General features: G+C 55.9%; 16 protein-coding genes and 3 tRNA genes. 10 read left to right on the forward strand and 9 right to left on the reverse strand.

What is annotated here, in order from left to right:
* The 4 genes from AC2FND_RS12315 to AC2FND_RS12330 all read left to right on the forward strand — a co-directional run.
* Window positions 1–195 (forward strand): acyl-CoA dehydrogenase family protein (locus AC2FND_RS12315; RefSeq protein ID WP_496770011.1); only part of this gene is annotated, 195 nt, incomplete at its 5' end.
* A gap of 7 nt (window positions 196–202) precedes the next feature.
* Window positions 203–1,243: a 3-hydroxyisobutyryl-CoA hydrolase gene (locus AC2FND_RS12320; protein WP_496770013.1), complete on the forward strand. Its 1,041-nt coding sequence runs from the start codon at window positions 203–205 to the stop codon at window positions 1,241–1,243.
* A gap of 3 nt (window positions 1,244–1,246) precedes the next feature.
* The gene (mmsB, locus tag AC2FND_RS12325; protein WP_496770014.1) at window positions 1,247–2,119 is read left to right on the forward strand and encodes a 3-hydroxyisobutyrate dehydrogenase; all 873 of its coding nucleotides are present in this window, start codon (window positions 1,247–1,249) and stop codon (window positions 2,117–2,119) included.
* 107 nt (window positions 2,120–2,226) lie between these two features.
* Entirely contained in the window at window positions 2,227–2,550 is a 324-nt protein-coding gene (locus AC2FND_RS12330) for a hypothetical protein (RefSeq protein ID WP_209504052.1), read from the forward strand.
* A 16-nt stretch (window positions 2,551–2,566) separates the two neighbouring features.
* Here the strand turns inward: AC2FND_RS12330 and uvrA are convergent, their stop codons facing one another.
* From uvrA to AC2FND_RS12345, 3 genes are all read right to left on the reverse strand, one after another.
* On the reverse strand, window positions 2,567–5,425 hold the full coding sequence (gene uvrA / locus AC2FND_RS12335) for an excinuclease ABC subunit UvrA (RefSeq protein WP_496770015.1): 2,859 nt from the start codon (window positions 5,423–5,425) through the stop codon (window positions 2,567–2,569).
* Between the two features lie 177 nt (window positions 5,426–5,602).
* Window positions 5,603–5,679 (reverse strand) — tRNA-Asp (locus AC2FND_RS12340).
* Window positions 5,680–5,724: 45 nt separating this feature from the next.
* Window positions 5,725–5,801, reverse strand: a tRNA-Asp gene (locus AC2FND_RS12345).
* 181 nt (window positions 5,802–5,982) lie between these two features.
* Between AC2FND_RS12345 and AC2FND_RS12350 the strand changes: the two genes are divergently transcribed.
* Window positions 5,983–6,057: transfer RNA gene (locus tag AC2FND_RS12350), tRNA-Val, on the forward strand.
* Window positions 6,058–6,195: 138 nt separating this feature from the next.
* On the opposite strand, the gene lon is transcribed toward AC2FND_RS12350, so the two are convergent.
* The 3 genes from lon to AC2FND_RS12365 form a co-directional block, all read right to left on the reverse strand.
* Window positions 6,196–8,604, reverse strand: a complete 2,409-nt coding sequence (lon, locus tag AC2FND_RS12355; RefSeq protein WP_496770017.1) for an endopeptidase La — start codon at window positions 8,602–8,604, stop codon at window positions 6,196–6,198.
* A gap of 279 nt (window positions 8,605–8,883) precedes the next feature.
* Window positions 8,884–10,014 carry a tRNA guanosine(34) transglycosylase Tgt gene (gene tgt / locus AC2FND_RS12360; RefSeq protein WP_496770018.1) on the reverse strand — a complete coding sequence of 377 codons (1,131 nt, stop codon included), beginning with the start codon at window positions 10,012–10,014 and terminating at the stop codon, window positions 8,884–8,886.
* Window positions 10,015–10,077: 63 nt separating this feature from the next.
* Window positions 10,078–10,989: a nucleoside hydrolase gene (locus tag AC2FND_RS12365; protein WP_496770020.1), complete on the reverse strand. Its 912-nt coding sequence runs from the start codon at window positions 10,987–10,989 to the stop codon at window positions 10,078–10,080.
* Between the two features lie 175 nt (window positions 10,990–11,164).
* Between AC2FND_RS12365 and AC2FND_RS12370 the strand changes: the two genes are divergently transcribed.
* From AC2FND_RS12370 to AC2FND_RS12380, 3 genes are all read left to right on the forward strand, one after another.
* Window positions 11,165–12,055, forward strand: coding sequence for an SPFH domain-containing protein (locus AC2FND_RS12370; protein WP_496752796.1), 891 nt, complete (start codon window positions 11,165–11,167; stop codon window positions 12,053–12,055).
* Window positions 12,055–12,333: an NfeD family protein gene (locus AC2FND_RS12375; protein WP_496770022.1), complete on the forward strand. Its 279-nt coding sequence runs from the start codon at window positions 12,055–12,057 to the stop codon at window positions 12,331–12,333. Before AC2FND_RS12370 ends, AC2FND_RS12375 begins: the two co-directional genes overlap by 1 nt.
* A 94-nt stretch (window positions 12,334–12,427) precedes the next feature.
* The gene (locus tag AC2FND_RS12380; RefSeq protein WP_209504059.1) at window positions 12,428–12,790 is read left to right on the forward strand and encodes an SUF system Fe-S cluster assembly protein; all 363 of its coding nucleotides are present in this window, start codon (window positions 12,428–12,430) and stop codon (window positions 12,788–12,790) included.
* A 232-nt stretch (window positions 12,791–13,022) separates the two neighbouring features.
* Here the strand turns inward: AC2FND_RS12380 and AC2FND_RS12385 are convergent, their stop codons facing one another.
* A complete protein-coding gene (locus AC2FND_RS12385) occupies window positions 13,023–13,364 on the reverse strand; it encodes a hypothetical protein (RefSeq protein ID WP_496770024.1) in 342 nt (113 codons plus the stop codon).
* 217 nt (window positions 13,365–13,581) lie between these two features.
* Between AC2FND_RS12385 and AC2FND_RS12390 the strand changes: the two genes are divergently transcribed.
* On the forward strand, window positions 13,582–13,947 hold the full coding sequence (locus tag AC2FND_RS12390; protein ID WP_496770025.1) for a HesB/IscA family protein: 366 nt from the start codon (window positions 13,582–13,584) through the stop codon (window positions 13,945–13,947).
* Window positions 13,948–14,096: 149 nt separating this feature from the next.
* Window positions 14,097–14,846 (forward strand): triose-phosphate isomerase, encoded by a 750-nt coding sequence (gene tpiA, locus AC2FND_RS12395; protein WP_496770027.1) that lies wholly within the window; start codon window positions 14,097–14,099, stop codon window positions 14,844–14,846.
* A 9-nt stretch (window positions 14,847–14,855) separates the two neighbouring features.
* Here the strand turns inward: tpiA and AC2FND_RS12400 are convergent, their stop codons facing one another.
* Together AC2FND_RS12400 and AC2FND_RS12405 are read right to left on the reverse strand one after the other, a co-directional pair.
* Window positions 14,856–15,302 carry a nucleoside deaminase gene (locus AC2FND_RS12400; protein ID WP_496770029.1) on the reverse strand — a complete coding sequence of 149 codons (447 nt, stop codon included), beginning with the start codon at window positions 15,300–15,302 and terminating at the stop codon, window positions 14,856–14,858.
* Between the two features lie 65 nt (window positions 15,303–15,367).
* Window positions 15,368–15,679 carry a DMT family transporter gene (locus AC2FND_RS12405; RefSeq protein ID WP_496770030.1) on the reverse strand — a complete coding sequence of 104 codons (312 nt, stop codon included), beginning with the start codon at window positions 15,677–15,679 and terminating at the stop codon, window positions 15,368–15,370.
* Window positions 15,680–15,738: the final 59 nt, after the last annotated feature.

Genomic DNA, 15,738 nt, shown 5'->3' on the forward strand with positions numbered 1-15,738 from the left:
ATGGCCAAGAAGTTCGTCACTGAAACCGGATCGAAAGTGGTGGACCAGTGCCTGCAATTGCATGGCGGTTATGGCTATCTTGCGGATTACGGCATCGAAAAGCTTGTGCGTGATCTTCGTGTGCACCAGATATTGGAAGGCACGAATGAGATCATGCGTGTGATCGTATCGCGCCAGTTGCTTGCCAATCGCTGAGGCACCCATGTCAGATATCGATATCCGCACCACAGGCCGTGCCGGGCGTATCACCCTGACCCGTCCTCATGCGCTGAACGCGATGACCTATGACATGTGCATGGCCATCGACACAGCGCTGCGCAACTGGCGCGAGGATGATGAGATTGACCTGATCATCCTGGACGCCGAAGGGGAAAAGGCCTTCTGCGCGGGTGGTGATATTGCTGAACTTTATGAAACCGGCACCAAGGGTGATTTTTCTTACGGTCAGAAATTCTGGCGGGACGAATACCGTCTGAATGCCCTGATCTTCGAATATCCCAAACCGGTCATCAGCTTTCTTCAGGGGTTCGCGATGGGCGGCGGTGTTGGCATCGGATGCCATGGCAGCCATCGCGTTGTGGGTGAAAGCGCAAAGATTGCCATGCCAGAATGCTCCATCGGACTGGTGCCGGATGTCGGCGGCTCGTTGATGCTGGCCCTTGCACCCGGACGCGCGGGTGAGTTTCTGGGAACAACGGGCTATCGGATGGGGCCTGGGGATGCGATTTATGCAGGGTTTGCCGATCTTTTCATCCCGCAATCGCAATGGTCCGATCTGATCGAGTTGCTCGAAGCCTCTGGAAACGCTGAGCTGTTGGCTGACCACGCCGATACACCGACCGATGGTGAATTGGTGAACTTGCAGGCCCAAATCGATCAGCATTTTTCCGGTGACACCCTTGGCGACGTTCTGAACAGTCTGCACAGCGACGACAATGAGTTTTCGGCTAAAACTCTGGGCATGCTGAGAAAGAACGCACCGCTTTCCGTGGCCTGCACGATCGAGATTCTTCATCGCCTGCGCTCCCCTTCTCTGACCATACGCCGAGCTCTGGAGATGGAGTATCGTTTCACACACCGCGCGATGGAGCATGGCGATTTTCTGGAAGGCATCCGCGCGCAGATCATCGACAAGGATCGCAACCCGAACTGGCAGTTTCCTGACATGAACGTCCCTCTGGTTGCCGTGTCGAAAATGCTTCAGCCCCTGGGTGCGGACGCCCTGACTTTCGAAGAGGATTAAGAGATGCAAATCGGTTTCATCGGACTGGGAAACATGGGCGCGCCAATGGCAGCCAATCTTGCAAAAGCCGGTCATAAAGTACTTGGCTTTGATACAGCAGGCGTGACGGTTGACGGGGTTACTCAAGCCGCAACCGCTTCGGAAGCTGTTGCAGCGGCCGATGCTGTCATCACGATGCTGCCAAACGGTGCGATTCTGAGGGCCGTTGCGGATCAGATCATTCCTGCAATGGCACAAGGTGCCGTGCTAATCGATTGCTCGACAGTTGATGTGGAAAGCGCGCGGGCAGTTGCGGATCAGGCCATCAGTGCCGGACTGTTGTCCGTAGACGCGCCAGTTTCTGGCGGCATCGGAGGTGCGGCGGCTGGCACGCTGACCTTCATGGCTGGCGGATCAGAGGCCGCGTTTGCCAAGGCATCCCCTCTTTTCGATATCATGGGGCAGAAAGCTGTTCACTGTGGTGAGGCCGGTGCCGGTCAAGCTGCCAAAATCTGCAATAACATGATCCTTGGTGTCACCATGATTGCAACCTGTGAAGCCTTCGCTTTGGCCGACAAACTGGGTCTGGACCGGCAGAAGATGTTTGACGTGGTAAGTACGTCGTCCGGATACAGCTGGACGATGAACGCCTATTGCCCTGCCCCCGGTGTCGGCCCGCAAAGCCCGGCCGACAATGGGTACGCCCCCGGTTTTGCGGCCGAGCTGATGCTGAAGGACCTGCGCCTCAGCCAGCAGGCGGCTGAGAGTGCAGATGCAGATACACCGATGGGTCAGGCGGCCACCGCGCTTTATGAGCAATTTGTCGAGAACGAAGATGGTAAGGGACGCGATTTCAGTGCCATGTTGCCACGGTTCGAAAACCGCGGACGTGACTGAAACAACTGGCGGCATCTTGCCCAACGATTTGACAGATCTTGGGCAAGCGACCATCTCGGCAGTCATGAACAAAAGGCCCGGCTGGCCAATTCGCAAAGGACGGCGACATGACGAGATTTTTGGTAACGACGGCAACTCTGGCGGCTTTGGCCCTTTCCCCGGTTGCCGCGGTTGCAAAGAACAAGGCCGGGCATTGCCCTCCGGGTCTGGCCAAGAAATCCGTTCCCTGCGTGCCGCCTGGTCAGGCAAAGAAAATCTATCGCGATGGTGACTTCATTACCAATGATTACCGTTGGATCAATGACCCTTATCGCTATGGGTTGAACCGAAACTACTCTTATGTCCGTGCCGGTGATTATGTGTACCGGGTCGACCCCGAGACACGCAAAGTCCTGAACCTGATCGGCGCGATCGCAGATATCCTGAACTGAGGCCGCGTCTGGGCACTTATTCTGCCGCGACGCGCGCCCCTTTCAGCATCGGCTTCAGGTATCGCCCGGTGTGGCTGCGTTCAACATCGGCTATGTCTTCCGGTGTTCCGGTGGCGACGATTTCGCCACCGCCATCACCACCTTCAGGCCCAATGTCGATGATATGATCCGCGGTTTTAACCACGTCCAGATTATGTTCAATCACCACGACCGTATTTCCTTGATCGACAAGTTCGTGCAGCACTTCCAACAGCTTGCGCACGTCTTCGAAATGCAGACCTGTTGTCGGTTCGTCGAGAATATAGAGCGTTCGTCCGGTTGAACGCTTCGACAGCTCTTTGGACAGCTTTACCCGCTGCGCCTCGCCACCTGACAACGTCGTGGCTTGTTGACCCACCTTGATATAGCCAAGACCCACACGCGCAAGGGCGTCCATCTTGTCCCGGATTGAGGGCACGGCCTTGAAGAACTCCTGCGCATCTTCCACTGTCATATCAAGCACATCCGCGATGGATTTGCCCTTGAACTTGATCTCAAGCGTCTCGCGGTTGTACCGCGCCCCCTTGCAGGTTTCGCAAGTCACGTAGACGTCAGGCAGAAAGTGCATCTCGATCTTGATGACACCGTCACCCTGACATGCCTCACACCGCCCGCCTTTGACGTTAAAGCTGAAGCGACCGGGTTTGTACCCGCGTGCCTTAGCCTCGGGCAGACCGGCAAACCAATCTCGGATCGGGGTAAAGGCCCCGGTGTAAGTCGCCGGGTTTGAACGCGGCGTTCGACCAATGGGACGCTGGTCGATGTCGATGACCTTATCGAGGTGTTCCAGCCCCTTGATGGTTTCACAGGGTGCTGGTGTCTGACGCGCCCCGTTCAGCCGCATTGACGCGGTTTTGAACAATGTCTCGATCGTGAGGGTGGATTTACCTCCGCCCGACACACCGGTGACACAAACAAATTTGCCCAAGGGGAATTCGGCTGTGACATTCTTCAGGTTGTTGCCCGTGGCCTTGACCACCGTAACTTTCTGCTTTTTGCCTTTACGGCGCTGCACCGGAACCGCGATTTCACGCGTTCCCGCAAGGTACTGCCCAGTAATAGAGGCCGCATCTGCCGCGATTTGCGCAGGCGTTCCGTGACTGACCACCTGACCGCCATGTACGCCTGCCCCCGGACCGATGTCGAAAACATAGTCAGCCTCGCGGATGGCTTCCTCGTCATGTTCTACGACGATCACCGTATTGCCCTGATCCCTCAGGTTCTTGAGCGTGCCTAAAAGCCGGTCATTGTCTCGCTGATGTAGCCCGATCGAAGGCTCATCCAGCACATAGAGAACCCCGGTCAGCCCCGAGCCGATCTGACTGGCCAAACGGATACGCTGGCTTTCGCCTCCTGACAGCGTTCCACTTGAACGGGACAGCGTAAGGTATTCCAAACCAACATTATTCAGGAATCCTAGCCGCTCGCGGATTTCCTTGAGGATGGCGCGGGCGATTTCGTTCTTCTGTGCGCTCAGGTGGTTGGGCGCATCTTCGATCCACGCCAAAGCCTCACGGATCGACATCTGAACCACCTGTCCCACGTGCAGCCCGGCGATCTTAACCGCCAGCGCTTCGGCCCGCAGCCTGTAGCCTTCGCAGGCGCCGCAGGGGCGATTGTTTTGATATCGTTCAAATTCCTCACGAATCCACGCGCTGTCAGTTTCGCGGTATCGGCGTTCCATATTCGGGATCACGCCTTCAAAACTGCGGGTCACTTGATAGACGCGCCCGCCTTCGTCGTACCGGAACTGAATTTCATCATCCCCGGACCCACGCAGAAAGACCTCCTGCACATTTTTAGGCAGGTCTTTCCAGGGCGTGTTCTTGTCAAACTCGTAATGGCGCGCAATGGCCTCGATGGTTTGCAGGAAATAAGGGGATTTACCCTTGCGCCATGGGGCCAAAGCACCATCGTAGAGTTTCAGCGTCTGGTCCGGCACCACCAGGCGCTCATCGAAGAACAATTCAACTCCAAGACCGTCACAATCCGGACAGGCACCGAAGGGCGCGTTGAACGAAAACAGGCGTGGTTCGATTTCGGGAATGGTGAAACCACTGACCGGGCAGGCAAAATTCTCGCTGAATGTGATGCGTTCTGGATCACCCTCACGCGGGGCAGTTTCCAATATGGCAATCCCGTCGGCCAGATCCAGAGCGGTGCGCAGACTGTCGGCCAGGCGCGTTTCCATACCTTCCCGCACAACCAGTCGATCAACAACCACATCGATATCGTGGCGGAATTTCTTATCCAACACTGGCGGTTGATCCAGTTCGTAGAACTCTCCGTCTACCTTGACGCGTTGGAAACCCTGTTTGCGCAGCTCCAGGAATTCTTTTTTGTACTCACCCTTCCTGTCGCGCACGATGGGGGCAAGAAGATAGCCGCGCGTGCCGTCTTCCATTGTCATGATCCGGTCGACCATGTCCTGCACCTGCTGCGCCTCAATCGGTTGCCCGGTGGCTGGGCTGTAGGGCGTTCCGGCGCGGGCAAACAGCAAACGCAGATAGTCATAGATCTCGGTCACCGTGCCCACAGTTGAACGTGGGTTCTTGGACGTCGTCTTTTGTTCAATCGAAATAGCCGGAGAAAGGCCGCTGATATGGTCGACATCAGGCTTTTCCATCATATCCAGGAACTGCCGGGCATAGGCCGAAAGGCTTTCGACGTACCGGCGCTGGCCTTCTGCATAGATGGTGTCAAACGCCAATGAGGACTTCCCCGAACCCGAGAGTCCGGTGATGACCACCAACTGATCCCGAGGGATATCAACGTCTATACCTTTGAGGTTATGTTCGCGCGCGCCGCGCACCTCGATATTCTTCAGCTCAGCCATATGCGGCCCCCAACAAACAAGTGGTTAAGAGATAGGCGAGCCAGACCAAGACTCCAACAGAAAAGTTAGAACATTTAGTGAACAATCGAAATTTCGCCGATTAGCACCTGCAATGAACACAGGATTGCAAAAAGGTGCCAGAAATGGCGCAACCGTTGATCTATTTGAGGAGGAAAATGGCGCGGTTGACGGGGCTCGAACCCGCGACCCCCGGCGTGACAGGCCGGTACTCTAACCAACTGAGCTACAACCGCGCATCTATTTTCGTGGCCTTTTGCCTGGACCAAGGATGGCAGCGATGGCGCGGTTGACGGGGCTCGAACCCGCGACCCCCGGCGTGACAGGCCGGTACTCTAACCAACTGAGCTACAACCGCCCGCTGCATGTTCATTGCTGAACGTTTGGGTGTATTATGGCTACGCTCGGGCAGCGTCAAGCGGCGTTTTCAAGTTTTTTGCCAGATTCCAGATTTTTGTATACGGCGCGATTTTTTGCGGATGCCGCGGGTTCAATTTCCCTTGCAGCCAACCTTCGGGAAAGATATCACCCCGTCCCATGGGTGATTAGCTCAGTGGTAGAGCGCTTCGTTCACATCGAAGATGTCAGCGGTTCAAATCCGTTATCACCCACCAATTTCAAAGCACGCCGATGCCCAAAATGATACGCTGGTTTCATGCAGCGTTTCGGTGATGCATGGTGCAGTCTTAACTACATTCCTCGACAAAAAAAGGCGAAGCTCATGCTTCGCCTTTTTTCCATTTACCAAAGATTTAATGCGCGGTTGCGGAAGGTCCGGTATTACCGGACGACGCGGCCGCCGCTGCTGCGGCCTCTTCCGCGGCTTCGTCCCATTCGATCGGTTCCGGTTTACGCACCAAAGCATGTTCCAGAACTTCCGAGACATGTTTGACCGGGATGATCTTCAGCCCTTCTTTGACGTTGTCCGGGATATCCGCCAGATCCTTTTCATTCTCTTCCGGGATCAGAACGGTCTTTATACCACCACGCAGCGCGGCCAGCAGTTTTTCTTTCAAACCACCAATCGGCATCGCATTCCCACGCAGTGAGACTTCGCCAGTCATGGCAATGTCTTTCCGAACGGGAATACCGGTCAGAACCGAGACAATAGACGTGACCATGGCCAGACCAGCGGATGGGCCATCCTTGGGTGTCGCGCCATCCGGCACGTGAACGTGAATGTCGATCTTGTCAAACTGCGGCGGCTTCACCCCGATCTGAGGCGAAATCGAGCGCACATAGGACGAAGCGGCGTCGATGGATTCCTTCATCACATCGCCCAGCTTACCGGTCGTCTTCATCCGCCCTTTGCCGGGCAGTTTCAACGCTTCGATATGCAGCAGGTCGCCACCCACTGACGTCCACGCAAGACCGGTGACAACACCAATCTGATCGTCCTGCTCGGCCAGACCGTAACGGAATTTCGGAACACCCAGGAAATCTTGCAGGTTTTCGGGTGTGACCTTAACAGTCTCCGCGTCTTTCTTGATGATCTTGGTCAGCGACTTCCGTGCAACCTTGGCGATTTCACGTTCAAGGTTCCGTACGCCCGCCTCACGGGTATAGGTGCGGATGATCTTCTGCAGCGCTTCGTCGGTCAGCTCGAACTCCTTGGCTTTCAAACCATGGTTCTTGACCTGTTTGCTGATCAGGTGCTGCTTGGCGATCTCGCGCTTTTCGTCCTCGGTGTAACCGGCCAACGGGATGATCTCCATCCGGTCAAGCAAAGGCCCAGGCATGTTGTAGCTGTTCGACGTGGTCAGGAACATCACGTTGGACAGGTCATATTCAACCTCAAGATAATGGTCCATAAACGTGTTGTTCTGCTCCGGGTCCAGCACCTCAAGCATTGCTGATGCCGGATCACCCCGAAAATCCTGCCCCATCTTGTCGATTTCATCCAACAAAATCAGCGGATTCGTGGTTTTCGCCTTCTTCAGCGCCTGGATGATCTTGCCGGGCATCGAGCCAATGTAAGTCCGACGATGGCCCCGGATTTCGGATTCGTCACGTACACCACCCAATGAGATGCGAATGAACTCGCGCCCGGTTGCCTTCGCAACCGACTTACCCAGCGAGGTCTTGCCCACGCCCGGAGGGCCGACAAGGCACAAAATCGGCCCTTTCAGCTTTTTCGAGCGCTGCTGAACCGCAAGGTATTCAACGATCCGTTCCTTGACCTTCTCAAGCCCATAATGGTCCGCGTCCAGAATCTCCTGCGCGCGGCCCAGATCCTTTTTGACACGGGATTTGGTGCCCCAAGGCAGAGCAAGAATCCAATCCAGATAGTTGCGCACAACTGTGGCTTCGGCCGACATGGGCGACATGTTCTTGAGCTTCTTAAGCTCGCCCTCGGCCTTTTCCCGCGCTTCTTTCGACAGTTTGGTCTCGGCGATTTTGGCTTCCAGTTCAGCAACTTCGTTGCTGCCGTCCTCGCCATCGCCAAGTTCCTTCTGAATGGCTTTCATCTGCTCATTCAGATAATATTCACGCTGCGTCTTCTCCATCTGGGATTTGACGCGGGTCTTGATCTTCTTCTCGACCTGCAGAACAGACATCTCGCCCTGCATCAGGCCATAGACCTTCTCAAGCCGCTCGCTGACGCTAAGGGTTTCCAGAAGCTCCTGCTTTTGTTCGACTTCGATGCCCAGATGCCCCGACACAAGGTCGGCCAGTTTCGCAGGCTCGGTTGTATCGCCTACTGCGGTCAGTGCCTCTTCGGGGATGTTCTTTCGCACTTTGGCGTAACGCTCGAACTCATCCGCGACAGTGCGCAACAGTGCTTCGGTCGTGGTGACGTCGCCGGGAATTTCGGTCAGGTATTCCGCGCGGGCTTCGAAAAACTCTTCGTTTTCCAGAAACTCGGTGATCTGAACGCGCGCCTGCCCTTCGACCAGTACCTTTACTGTGCCATCGGGCAGCTTCAGCAGTTGCAGCACATTTGCCAGAACGCCGGTGCGGTAGATGCCTTCTTCATCAGGGTCGTCAACGCCGGGATCGACCTGGCTGGACAACAAAATTTGCTTGTCATCCTGCATCACCTCTTCCAGCGCGCGGACCGATTTGTCACGGCCTACGAAAAGCGGCACGATCATGTGTGGGAACACCACAATATCGCGCAGCGGCAGGACGGGGTAGGAGGAATTCAGAGGCTCTTGCATGCTCTATCCTTATCGTTGGCAAGACGGTACTTGTCCCTCATCGAGGCAACATTTGACCGTCTCCTGTCTTGGACGATAAAGGTGGGGCCTCATCGCCCATTTTCAACCTTATCGCCATGTATCACCGATCAGAATGAACCGAGGTTTGGCGGACTGCAAGGCGTGCCGGGAACATATCCACCAAAATAGTAGAATACACCCCGCTCTTGCGCGATCAGTCGCCGGAAAACAGCCCGACCGCGCAGAACTGGCCGTTTTCACCTTGGAGGGGGCAAAATTTCACAGCGGTTCGATATCCCCTTGCGCGCGCCGCGCGTGGAAATCGGCCTGCCAGGCTTCGAACGCACCCTCCGCAATCGCGTCGCGCATGCCGGCCATGATCTCCTGGAAATAATGCAGGTTATGCCATGTCAGCAACATGCCGGAAATCATCTCATTCGCGCGGAACACGTGGTGCAGGTAAGCGCGAGAGTAATTCGAACAGGCCGGGCAAGTGCACTGCGCGTCCAGCGGGCGCGGATCATCTGCGTGACGGGCATTTTTGATGTTCACCACGCCGTAGCGGGTGAAAACCTGCCCTGTACGCCCGGACCGCGAGGGCAACACGCAGTCCATCATGTCGATCCCGCGGGCAACGGCACCGACGATATCGTCGGGCTTGCCGACGCCCATCAGATAGCGCGGCTTGTCCGATGGCAGAAACTCGGGGGCATAATCGAGACAAGAGAACATGGCCTCCTGCCCTTCGCCTACGGCCAGACCACCAACTGCATAGCCCTCGAAACCGATAGATTTCAGCGCCGCGGCGCTTTCTTCGCGCAGGTCTTTTTCCAACCCACCTTGCATGATGCCAAAAAGCGCATGCCCCGGACGATCGCCGAACGCATCACGCGACCGTTCGGCCCAACGCATCGACAGGCGCATCGACTCGGCAATGCGATCACGATCAGCTGGCAACGCGGGGCATTCGTCGAAACACATGACAATGTCCGACCCCAGAAGGCGCTGGATCTCCATCGACCGTTCCGGCGTCAATTCGTGCTTTGACCCGTCAATATGGGATTTGAAGGTCACGCCCTTTTCAGTCAGCTTGCGCAAACCGGCCAGCGACATGACCTGAAATCCGCCAGAATCTGTCAGAATGGGCCGATCCCAGTTCATGAACTTGTGCAGTCCACCCAGTCGATCAATACGCTCAGCGGTCGGGCGCAACATCAGGTGATAGGTGTTCCCCAGCAGGATGTCTGCCCCCGTCGCGCGAACGCTTTCCGGCATCATCGCCTTGACCGTTGCTGCAGTGCCAACCGGCATAAAGGCAGGCGTTCGCACGTCGCCGCGCGGTGTGCTGATCACACCGGTCCGGGCTTTGCCGTCTGTGGCTTTCAGATCAAAAGAAAACTGTTGGGTCATGTCATCGCCTCGGGTCGCCGAACCGGGCAGGCTTTGCCCGATCCGGTCGGTCTTTGCAACCCGTCAGGGTAGCGAGGCAACACGGTCTGTAAACAGCTGAACAACCCCTGCCCCATTCACGTCGCGGCAGACCCGAACTGCGGGACGTTCCGGATCAGGTCGCGTCGCACCCTTCTGGTCGCCTTCGGTGACAACCCGCAGACCCGTTTCGACCATGTCAAACATAGCACCATGAGAACAAGCAATCACAGCCGTCGAATCGTGCAGGCCGCAGCCCTCCAGACCACCGACGTCCTTGTAGAACTTCAGGTAAAAGCGAGAGATATCGCGCAGAAAGGACCCCATGTCAGGTGATCGCATTGCCAGGCTTTCGAAATCTGCAGTCTCGTAGAGAGTTTTCAGCGTGACATCCAAGCCGACCAGTACGGTTTCCGGCGGTGTGGCAAAGACCTGTTCAGCGGCAATCGCATCATGATAGATGTTGGCCTCGGCATGTACTGTAATATTACCAGGGCAGTACACCGCCCCGCCCATAATCACCAAACGCCCCAGATTGTCGGCGAATTCCGGATCCAGACGAATGGCGTTGGCGATGTTGGTCAGGGGGCCCACGGCGCAAACCACCAGCTCTTTCTTATGGGTTCGTGCCATATCGACCAGAAATTCCGCAGCTGGCAGGGCGTGATTTCTTCCAATATCGGGAATTTCAGTCAGGTCACCGAACCCTTCGGGGCCATGCACATGCTCGGATGGCGAATGCGTATCGGCACCCAAGGCAACCGCAGCCCCTTCCGCGACAGGCAAATCCAGACCCAGCTTATCAAGCAGGAACCGGGCATTGCGGCTGGATTGATGTACATGTGTGTTCCCAAACACGGTGGTCAGGCCGATCAGCTCGATCTCGGGTGCTGCGGCGGCATAGGCGATTGCCATGGCATCATCGATGCCGGGATCTGTATCGATTATCATTTTCATCCAAGCCCGATATCGCAAACAATCAGGGATGCAAAGCGGTCACAGCACTAATTTTCAATGCCGCGTTTCACCATCTGGGCATTTGCATGACGCTGCTTTCCCCTCATACCAGAGTTGAAATCGAGCGATTCAATTGCCACATGTATACTATAGTACACAACAATAAGAGGACAGAATGACCGAAGACCAAATCATCGGATTGCTTTCGTCGAACATCATTTACCTGCTGGCAGCAGTGCTGGTAATTGTTATCATTTTCAAAGGCATCAAGATTGTACCACAGTCCGAAAAATATGTGGTTGAACGGTTTGGGCGCCTGCATTCCGTGCTTGGCCCCGGCATCAACTTTATCGTTCCGCTGCTGGACGTTGCGCGCCACAAGATCTCGATCCTGGAACGCCAGCTGCCAAACGCGACACAGGACGCAATCACCAAGGACAACGTTCTGGTGCAGATCGATACATCGGTCTTCTACCGTATTCTCGAACCTGAAAAGACGGTCTACCGAATCCGTGACGTTGATGGCGCGATTGCTACCACGGTCGCCGGGATCGTTCGCGCCGAGATTGGCAAGATGGATCTGGATGAGGTTCAATCAAACCGGTCCCAATTGATCACGCGTATACAGGAAAGCGTTGAAACCGCTGTCGATGACTGGGGCATCGAAGTTACCCGCGCCGAGATTCTGGACGTAAATCTGGATCAGGCCACTCGCGACGCCATGCTGCAACAGCTGAACGCCGAACGTGCCCGCCGTGCACAGGTGACAGAAGCCGAGGGCAAGAAGCGCGCAGTCGAACTGCACGCCGATGCCGAGCTTTACGCTGCGGAACAAACCGCCAAGGCGCGGCGTATTCAGGCGGAAGCCGAGGCTTTCGCCACCGGTGTTGTCGCCAAGGCCATCCAGGATAACGGCATCGAAGCTGCGCAGTATCAGGTTGCGTTGAAACAGGTTGAAGCCCTGAACGCGCTTGGAAACGGAACTGGCAAGCAAACCATTGTTGTGCCTGCCAACGCACTGGAAGCCTTTGGTGACGCGTTCAAAATGTTAAAAGGAGGAAAGTGATGGCTGACCCCTTCTGGTTGACCTGGTGGATCTGGCTGGCCGCCGCATTGGCGCTGGGTATCCTTGAGATTGTCCTGCCCGGTTTCATTTTTCTGGGCTTTGCAATCGGCGCCGCAATCACGGGCCTTATCCTTGCCATACCCGGAATGGCTCTGACTTTGAATGTATTGGTGCTGATCTTTGCCGTATTGTCGCTGATTGCGTGGCTTGTTTTGCGGAAACTGTTTGCCCTGCCGCACGGTCAGGTCAAAACCTTCAACCATGACATCAACGACTAAATTGCCGCGGCGCCCCAATCGGCGCCGCCGCCCTACTGGACCCTGTTGCGCCAATTCCCTATATAATCACTCAGGCAACTGACCCGAGGCAAAGATGACTCACCCCAGCGAACAGTTTGAAGGCACACCGCTGATTGCGCCGTCAACCATTGAGCACCCCCTGTACGAGCCCGTGGTCGAGGCGTGCCGCACGGTCTATGACCCGGAAATCCCCGTGAATATCTATGACCTCGGCCTGATCTACACGATCGACATTTCCACGGACAACGCCGTGAAGGTGATCATGACGCTGACAGCCCCCGGATGCCCGGTTGCAGGCGACATGCCCGGATGGATCATGGAAGCGATCGAGCCTGTTGCAGGCGTCAAAGAGGTCGACGTGGAACTGACCTGGGAGCCGCCCTGGGGTATGGAGATGATGTCAGACGAAGCACGTCTGGAACTGGGGTTTATGTAGGCACCCACCACAGTTTCCCGGCTATTTGTCACAAAACATTGGCGTTTTTGTTACCTGCTCGTGCTGTCCTTGTCACAATGATGCGGGACAAGGCCTGCGGACGGCATCAATTGGTGCCGTACCTCGGGCCAGACATGATTTGACCGCCCCCCTCGAGTTCCGGCCCCGAAATACGGACCGTTCTTGCCCGAGAACGGTCCTTTTCTTATCCAGATCACCAAACGTCGGGTGATCAGTTCAAGTTGCAGGTCTTTTTGATTTCCGCAGATCTGGCATCCAGTTGATTGATGTAGTCCCCCGATAGCATTTGCAGCCGTTTATGCTCGGTTCCCGTCACCAGCCCCAAAAGTGCTCCGGCGGGGGTTATGGCGGCAACGCTTTCCAACTGTTGGTCCTGCGCGTGTTTCCTCTCGGCCGCGATGGCGCGCAGATCGCCCTCGGCGGTCGCGCAGTTTACCGGATGCCTCTCTCCATCATTGGTGGCCACCGCACCATCCGGGACAAACAGAAGAACTGCAACAGCAAGTACCGCGCCCGTCAAGATCGAATTAAAAATCGCCTGTAAGCTTTTCACAATATTATCCTTTCCGACGGTATACCAAAGCAAACCGAGTTAACGGCCGACTAACTTGAACCTATTCAGTTCCACGACCTTACGGTCGAATGTTTTCAGCGAACCCATTCTGAATGCCGGGTTGTTTCATCCGGATAAAACTCTTTATAACACACCGTCTTGAGCCTTGGCCCCCTGATCCCTAAATTAAGTACAACGCGCGACAACGGAGACTTACATGTTCGGCATTCCCGGCAAGCAGGCTGTGACCATGACGCCTAAAGCCGCAGAACAAATCATCCGCCTGATGAACTCGGGTGGCCACGCTGGCTTGCGCATTGGCGTCAAGAAAGGCGGCTGTGCAGGCATGGAATATACCATGGAATATGTCGATCAGGCTGATCCGCATGACGAAGTTGTCGAACAGGATGGAGCACGCGTCATGATAGCGCCAATGGCGCAGATGTTCCTGTTCGGGACTGAAATCGATTACGAGGTGTCGTTGCTGGAATCAGGTTTCAAGTTCAAGAACCCGAATGTTGTCGACGCTTGCGGTTGTGGTGAATCCATCAAGTTCGATGAAAGTATCGCGCAGCAATCCTAGTTTGCGCCGGGTAATCCTGTGACACGGGCCCAACCCAACGTCGTGTTGTCGATCGAAGCGTGTGAACTCACCCGATCCGTGGAATTGTAAGATCGCGCCGACAATGTTATCCGCATCCTAAATCATCGAATGATCAGGGAGATATGGGTATGCGGCGCAAGCTTGCGGCAGGAAACTGGAAAATGAACGGAACCGGTGCTGCGCTGAGCGAACTTGAGGCACTGTGCAAGTCCCACCCAGACGCTTCGGTCGATATACTCATCTGCCCTCCGGCAACATTGCTCAGCCGTGCCGCAGACACCGTACGCGGGTCAGCAGTCACCGTTGGTGGGCAGGATTGTCACGCGGCAAGCGCGGGCGCGCATACAGGCGATATCAGCGCCGAGATGCTGCTGGACGCGGGCGCGACGTCAGTCATCCTGGGTCATTCCGAACGTCGCGTAGACCATGAAGAGCATGACGAGGATATACGCGCCAAGGCCCGTGCAGCGATGGACGCGGGGTTAAAAGCGATCATTTGCGTAGGCGAAAGTCTGGAACAACGCGAGGCAGCCAATACGCTCGACATAATCGGCGGTCAGATGTCGGGGTCGATCCCGGATCAGGCAACCGGCGAGAGCCTGATCATTGCTTATGAGCCGATTTGGGCCATCGGCACCGGCAAGGTTCCGACGCTTGATGAGATCGGAGAAGTTCACGACTTCATCCGCGCCCGGTTAGAGCGTCGTTTTGGCGAAGGTGTGGGTCGCTCTGTCCGTCTTGTGTATGGCGGTTCAGTCAAACCCTCCAACGCGGCGGAGATCTTTGCGGTTTCAAATGTCGATGGTGCGCTTGTGGGCGGCGCCAGCCTGAAGGCCAGGGATTTCACGGGCATTATTCAGGCACTGGAGAGCGTCTAGAATTCTCCTTTACTCGGCAATATCTTCGGCCCAAAGCTCTGGCTTTTCTTGGATGAACCGCTGCATCAGTGCGATACAGTCGGGATCGTTGGCTATCACCACCACGACGCCGCGTTCGCGCAGAAAGTCTTCGTTGCCACCAAAGTTCTGGGTATCGCCGATCACCACACGCGGGATACCAAACTGAACGATAGTGCCCGAGCACATCATGCAAGGTGACAATGACGTGTAAAGAACCGTATCCCGATAGGTTTTCTGACACCCCGCTTTGCGTAAGGCATCCATTTCCCCATGTGCGATCGGATCCCCGCCCTGAACACGTTGATTGCGCCCTTGTGAAACAATTTCGCCACCCCGCGCCAGAACTGACCCGATCGGGCATCCACCTTCATCAAACCCAGCTTTGGCCTCGTCATAAGCCACGCGTAGCAAGCGCTTGTCGGTCTCGGTCAACATTCCGATCCCCATTTCCCGTGTTTCCCAAACCCTGCCCAAGCGCAAAGACTTGGTCAATGACGGCCTCACGACAGCTTCATCAAGACAAGACCTGACACGATCAGAAGGGCCGCGAGAATCCGCGCAAGGCTTTGGGCTTCACCCAGAAACAGGATACCTACACAGAACGCCCCCACTGCCCCAATACCCGTCCAGATGGTATAAGCTGTGCCCAACGGCAGGTCCCGCATCGCCAGCGCAAGAAGACCGAAAGACCCGATCATCGAAAGCCCCATCAAGGCTGTAGGCCACAATCGGGTGAAACCAGCCGATTGCTTCATCGCTACGGCCCAGACGATTTCCAACAGGCCAGCAAATAGAAGGAATACCCAGGGCATAAGACAACCTCGTATCCGTTCGGGTCGTCCCGAATGATGTCCCGATATGGGGAGGTCGT

Source organism: Ruegeria sp. BHSB056, assembly GCF_059613305.1.

Bases quoted from the DNA above. Each gene is read 5' to 3' on its own strand.
- tpiA (WP_496770027.1), top strand. From the start codon at position 14,097: ATGCGGCGCAAGCTTGCGGCAGGAAACTGGAAAATGAACGGAACCGGT.
- AC2FND_RS12380 (WP_209504059.1), top strand. From the start codon at position 12,428: ATGACTCACCCCAGCGAACAGTTTGAAGGCACACCGCTGATTGCGCCG.
- AC2FND_RS12365 (WP_496770020.1), bottom strand. From the start codon at position 10,989: ATGAAAATGATAATCGATACAGATCCCGGCATCGATGATGCCATGGCA.
- AC2FND_RS12370 (WP_496752796.1), top strand. From the start codon at position 11,165: ATGACCGAAGACCAAATCATCGGATTGCTTTCGTCGAACATCATTTAC.
- AC2FND_RS12400 (WP_496770029.1), bottom strand. From the start codon at position 15,302: ATGTTGACCGAGACCGACAAGCGCTTGCTACGCGTGGCTTATGACGAG.
- AC2FND_RS12390 (WP_496770025.1), top strand. From the start codon at position 13,582: ATGTTCGGCATTCCCGGCAAGCAGGCTGTGACCATGACGCCTAAAGCC.
- tgt (WP_496770018.1), bottom strand. From the start codon at position 10,014: ATGACCCAACAGTTTTCTTTTGATCTGAAAGCCACAGACGGCAAAGCC.
- mmsB (WP_496770014.1), top strand. From the start codon at position 1,247: ATGCAAATCGGTTTCATCGGACTGGGAAACATGGGCGCGCCAATGGCA.
- AC2FND_RS12405 (WP_496770030.1), bottom strand. From the start codon at position 15,679: ATGCCCTGGGTATTCCTTCTATTTGCTGGCCTGTTGGAAATCGTCTGG.
- AC2FND_RS12320 (WP_496770013.1), top strand. From the start codon at position 203: ATGTCAGATATCGATATCCGCACCACAGGCCGTGCCGGGCGTATCACC.
- uvrA (WP_496770015.1), bottom strand. From the start codon at position 5,425: ATGGCTGAGCTGAAGAATATCGAGGTGCGCGGCGCGCGCGAACATAAC.
- AC2FND_RS12375 (WP_496770022.1), top strand. From the start codon at position 12,055: ATGGCTGACCCCTTCTGGTTGACCTGGTGGATCTGGCTGGCCGCCGCA.
- AC2FND_RS12330 (WP_209504052.1), top strand. From the start codon at position 2,227: ATGACGAGATTTTTGGTAACGACGGCAACTCTGGCGGCTTTGGCCCTT.
- lon (WP_496770017.1), bottom strand. From the start codon at position 8,604: ATGCAAGAGCCTCTGAATTCCTCCTACCCCGTCCTGCCGCTGCGCGAT.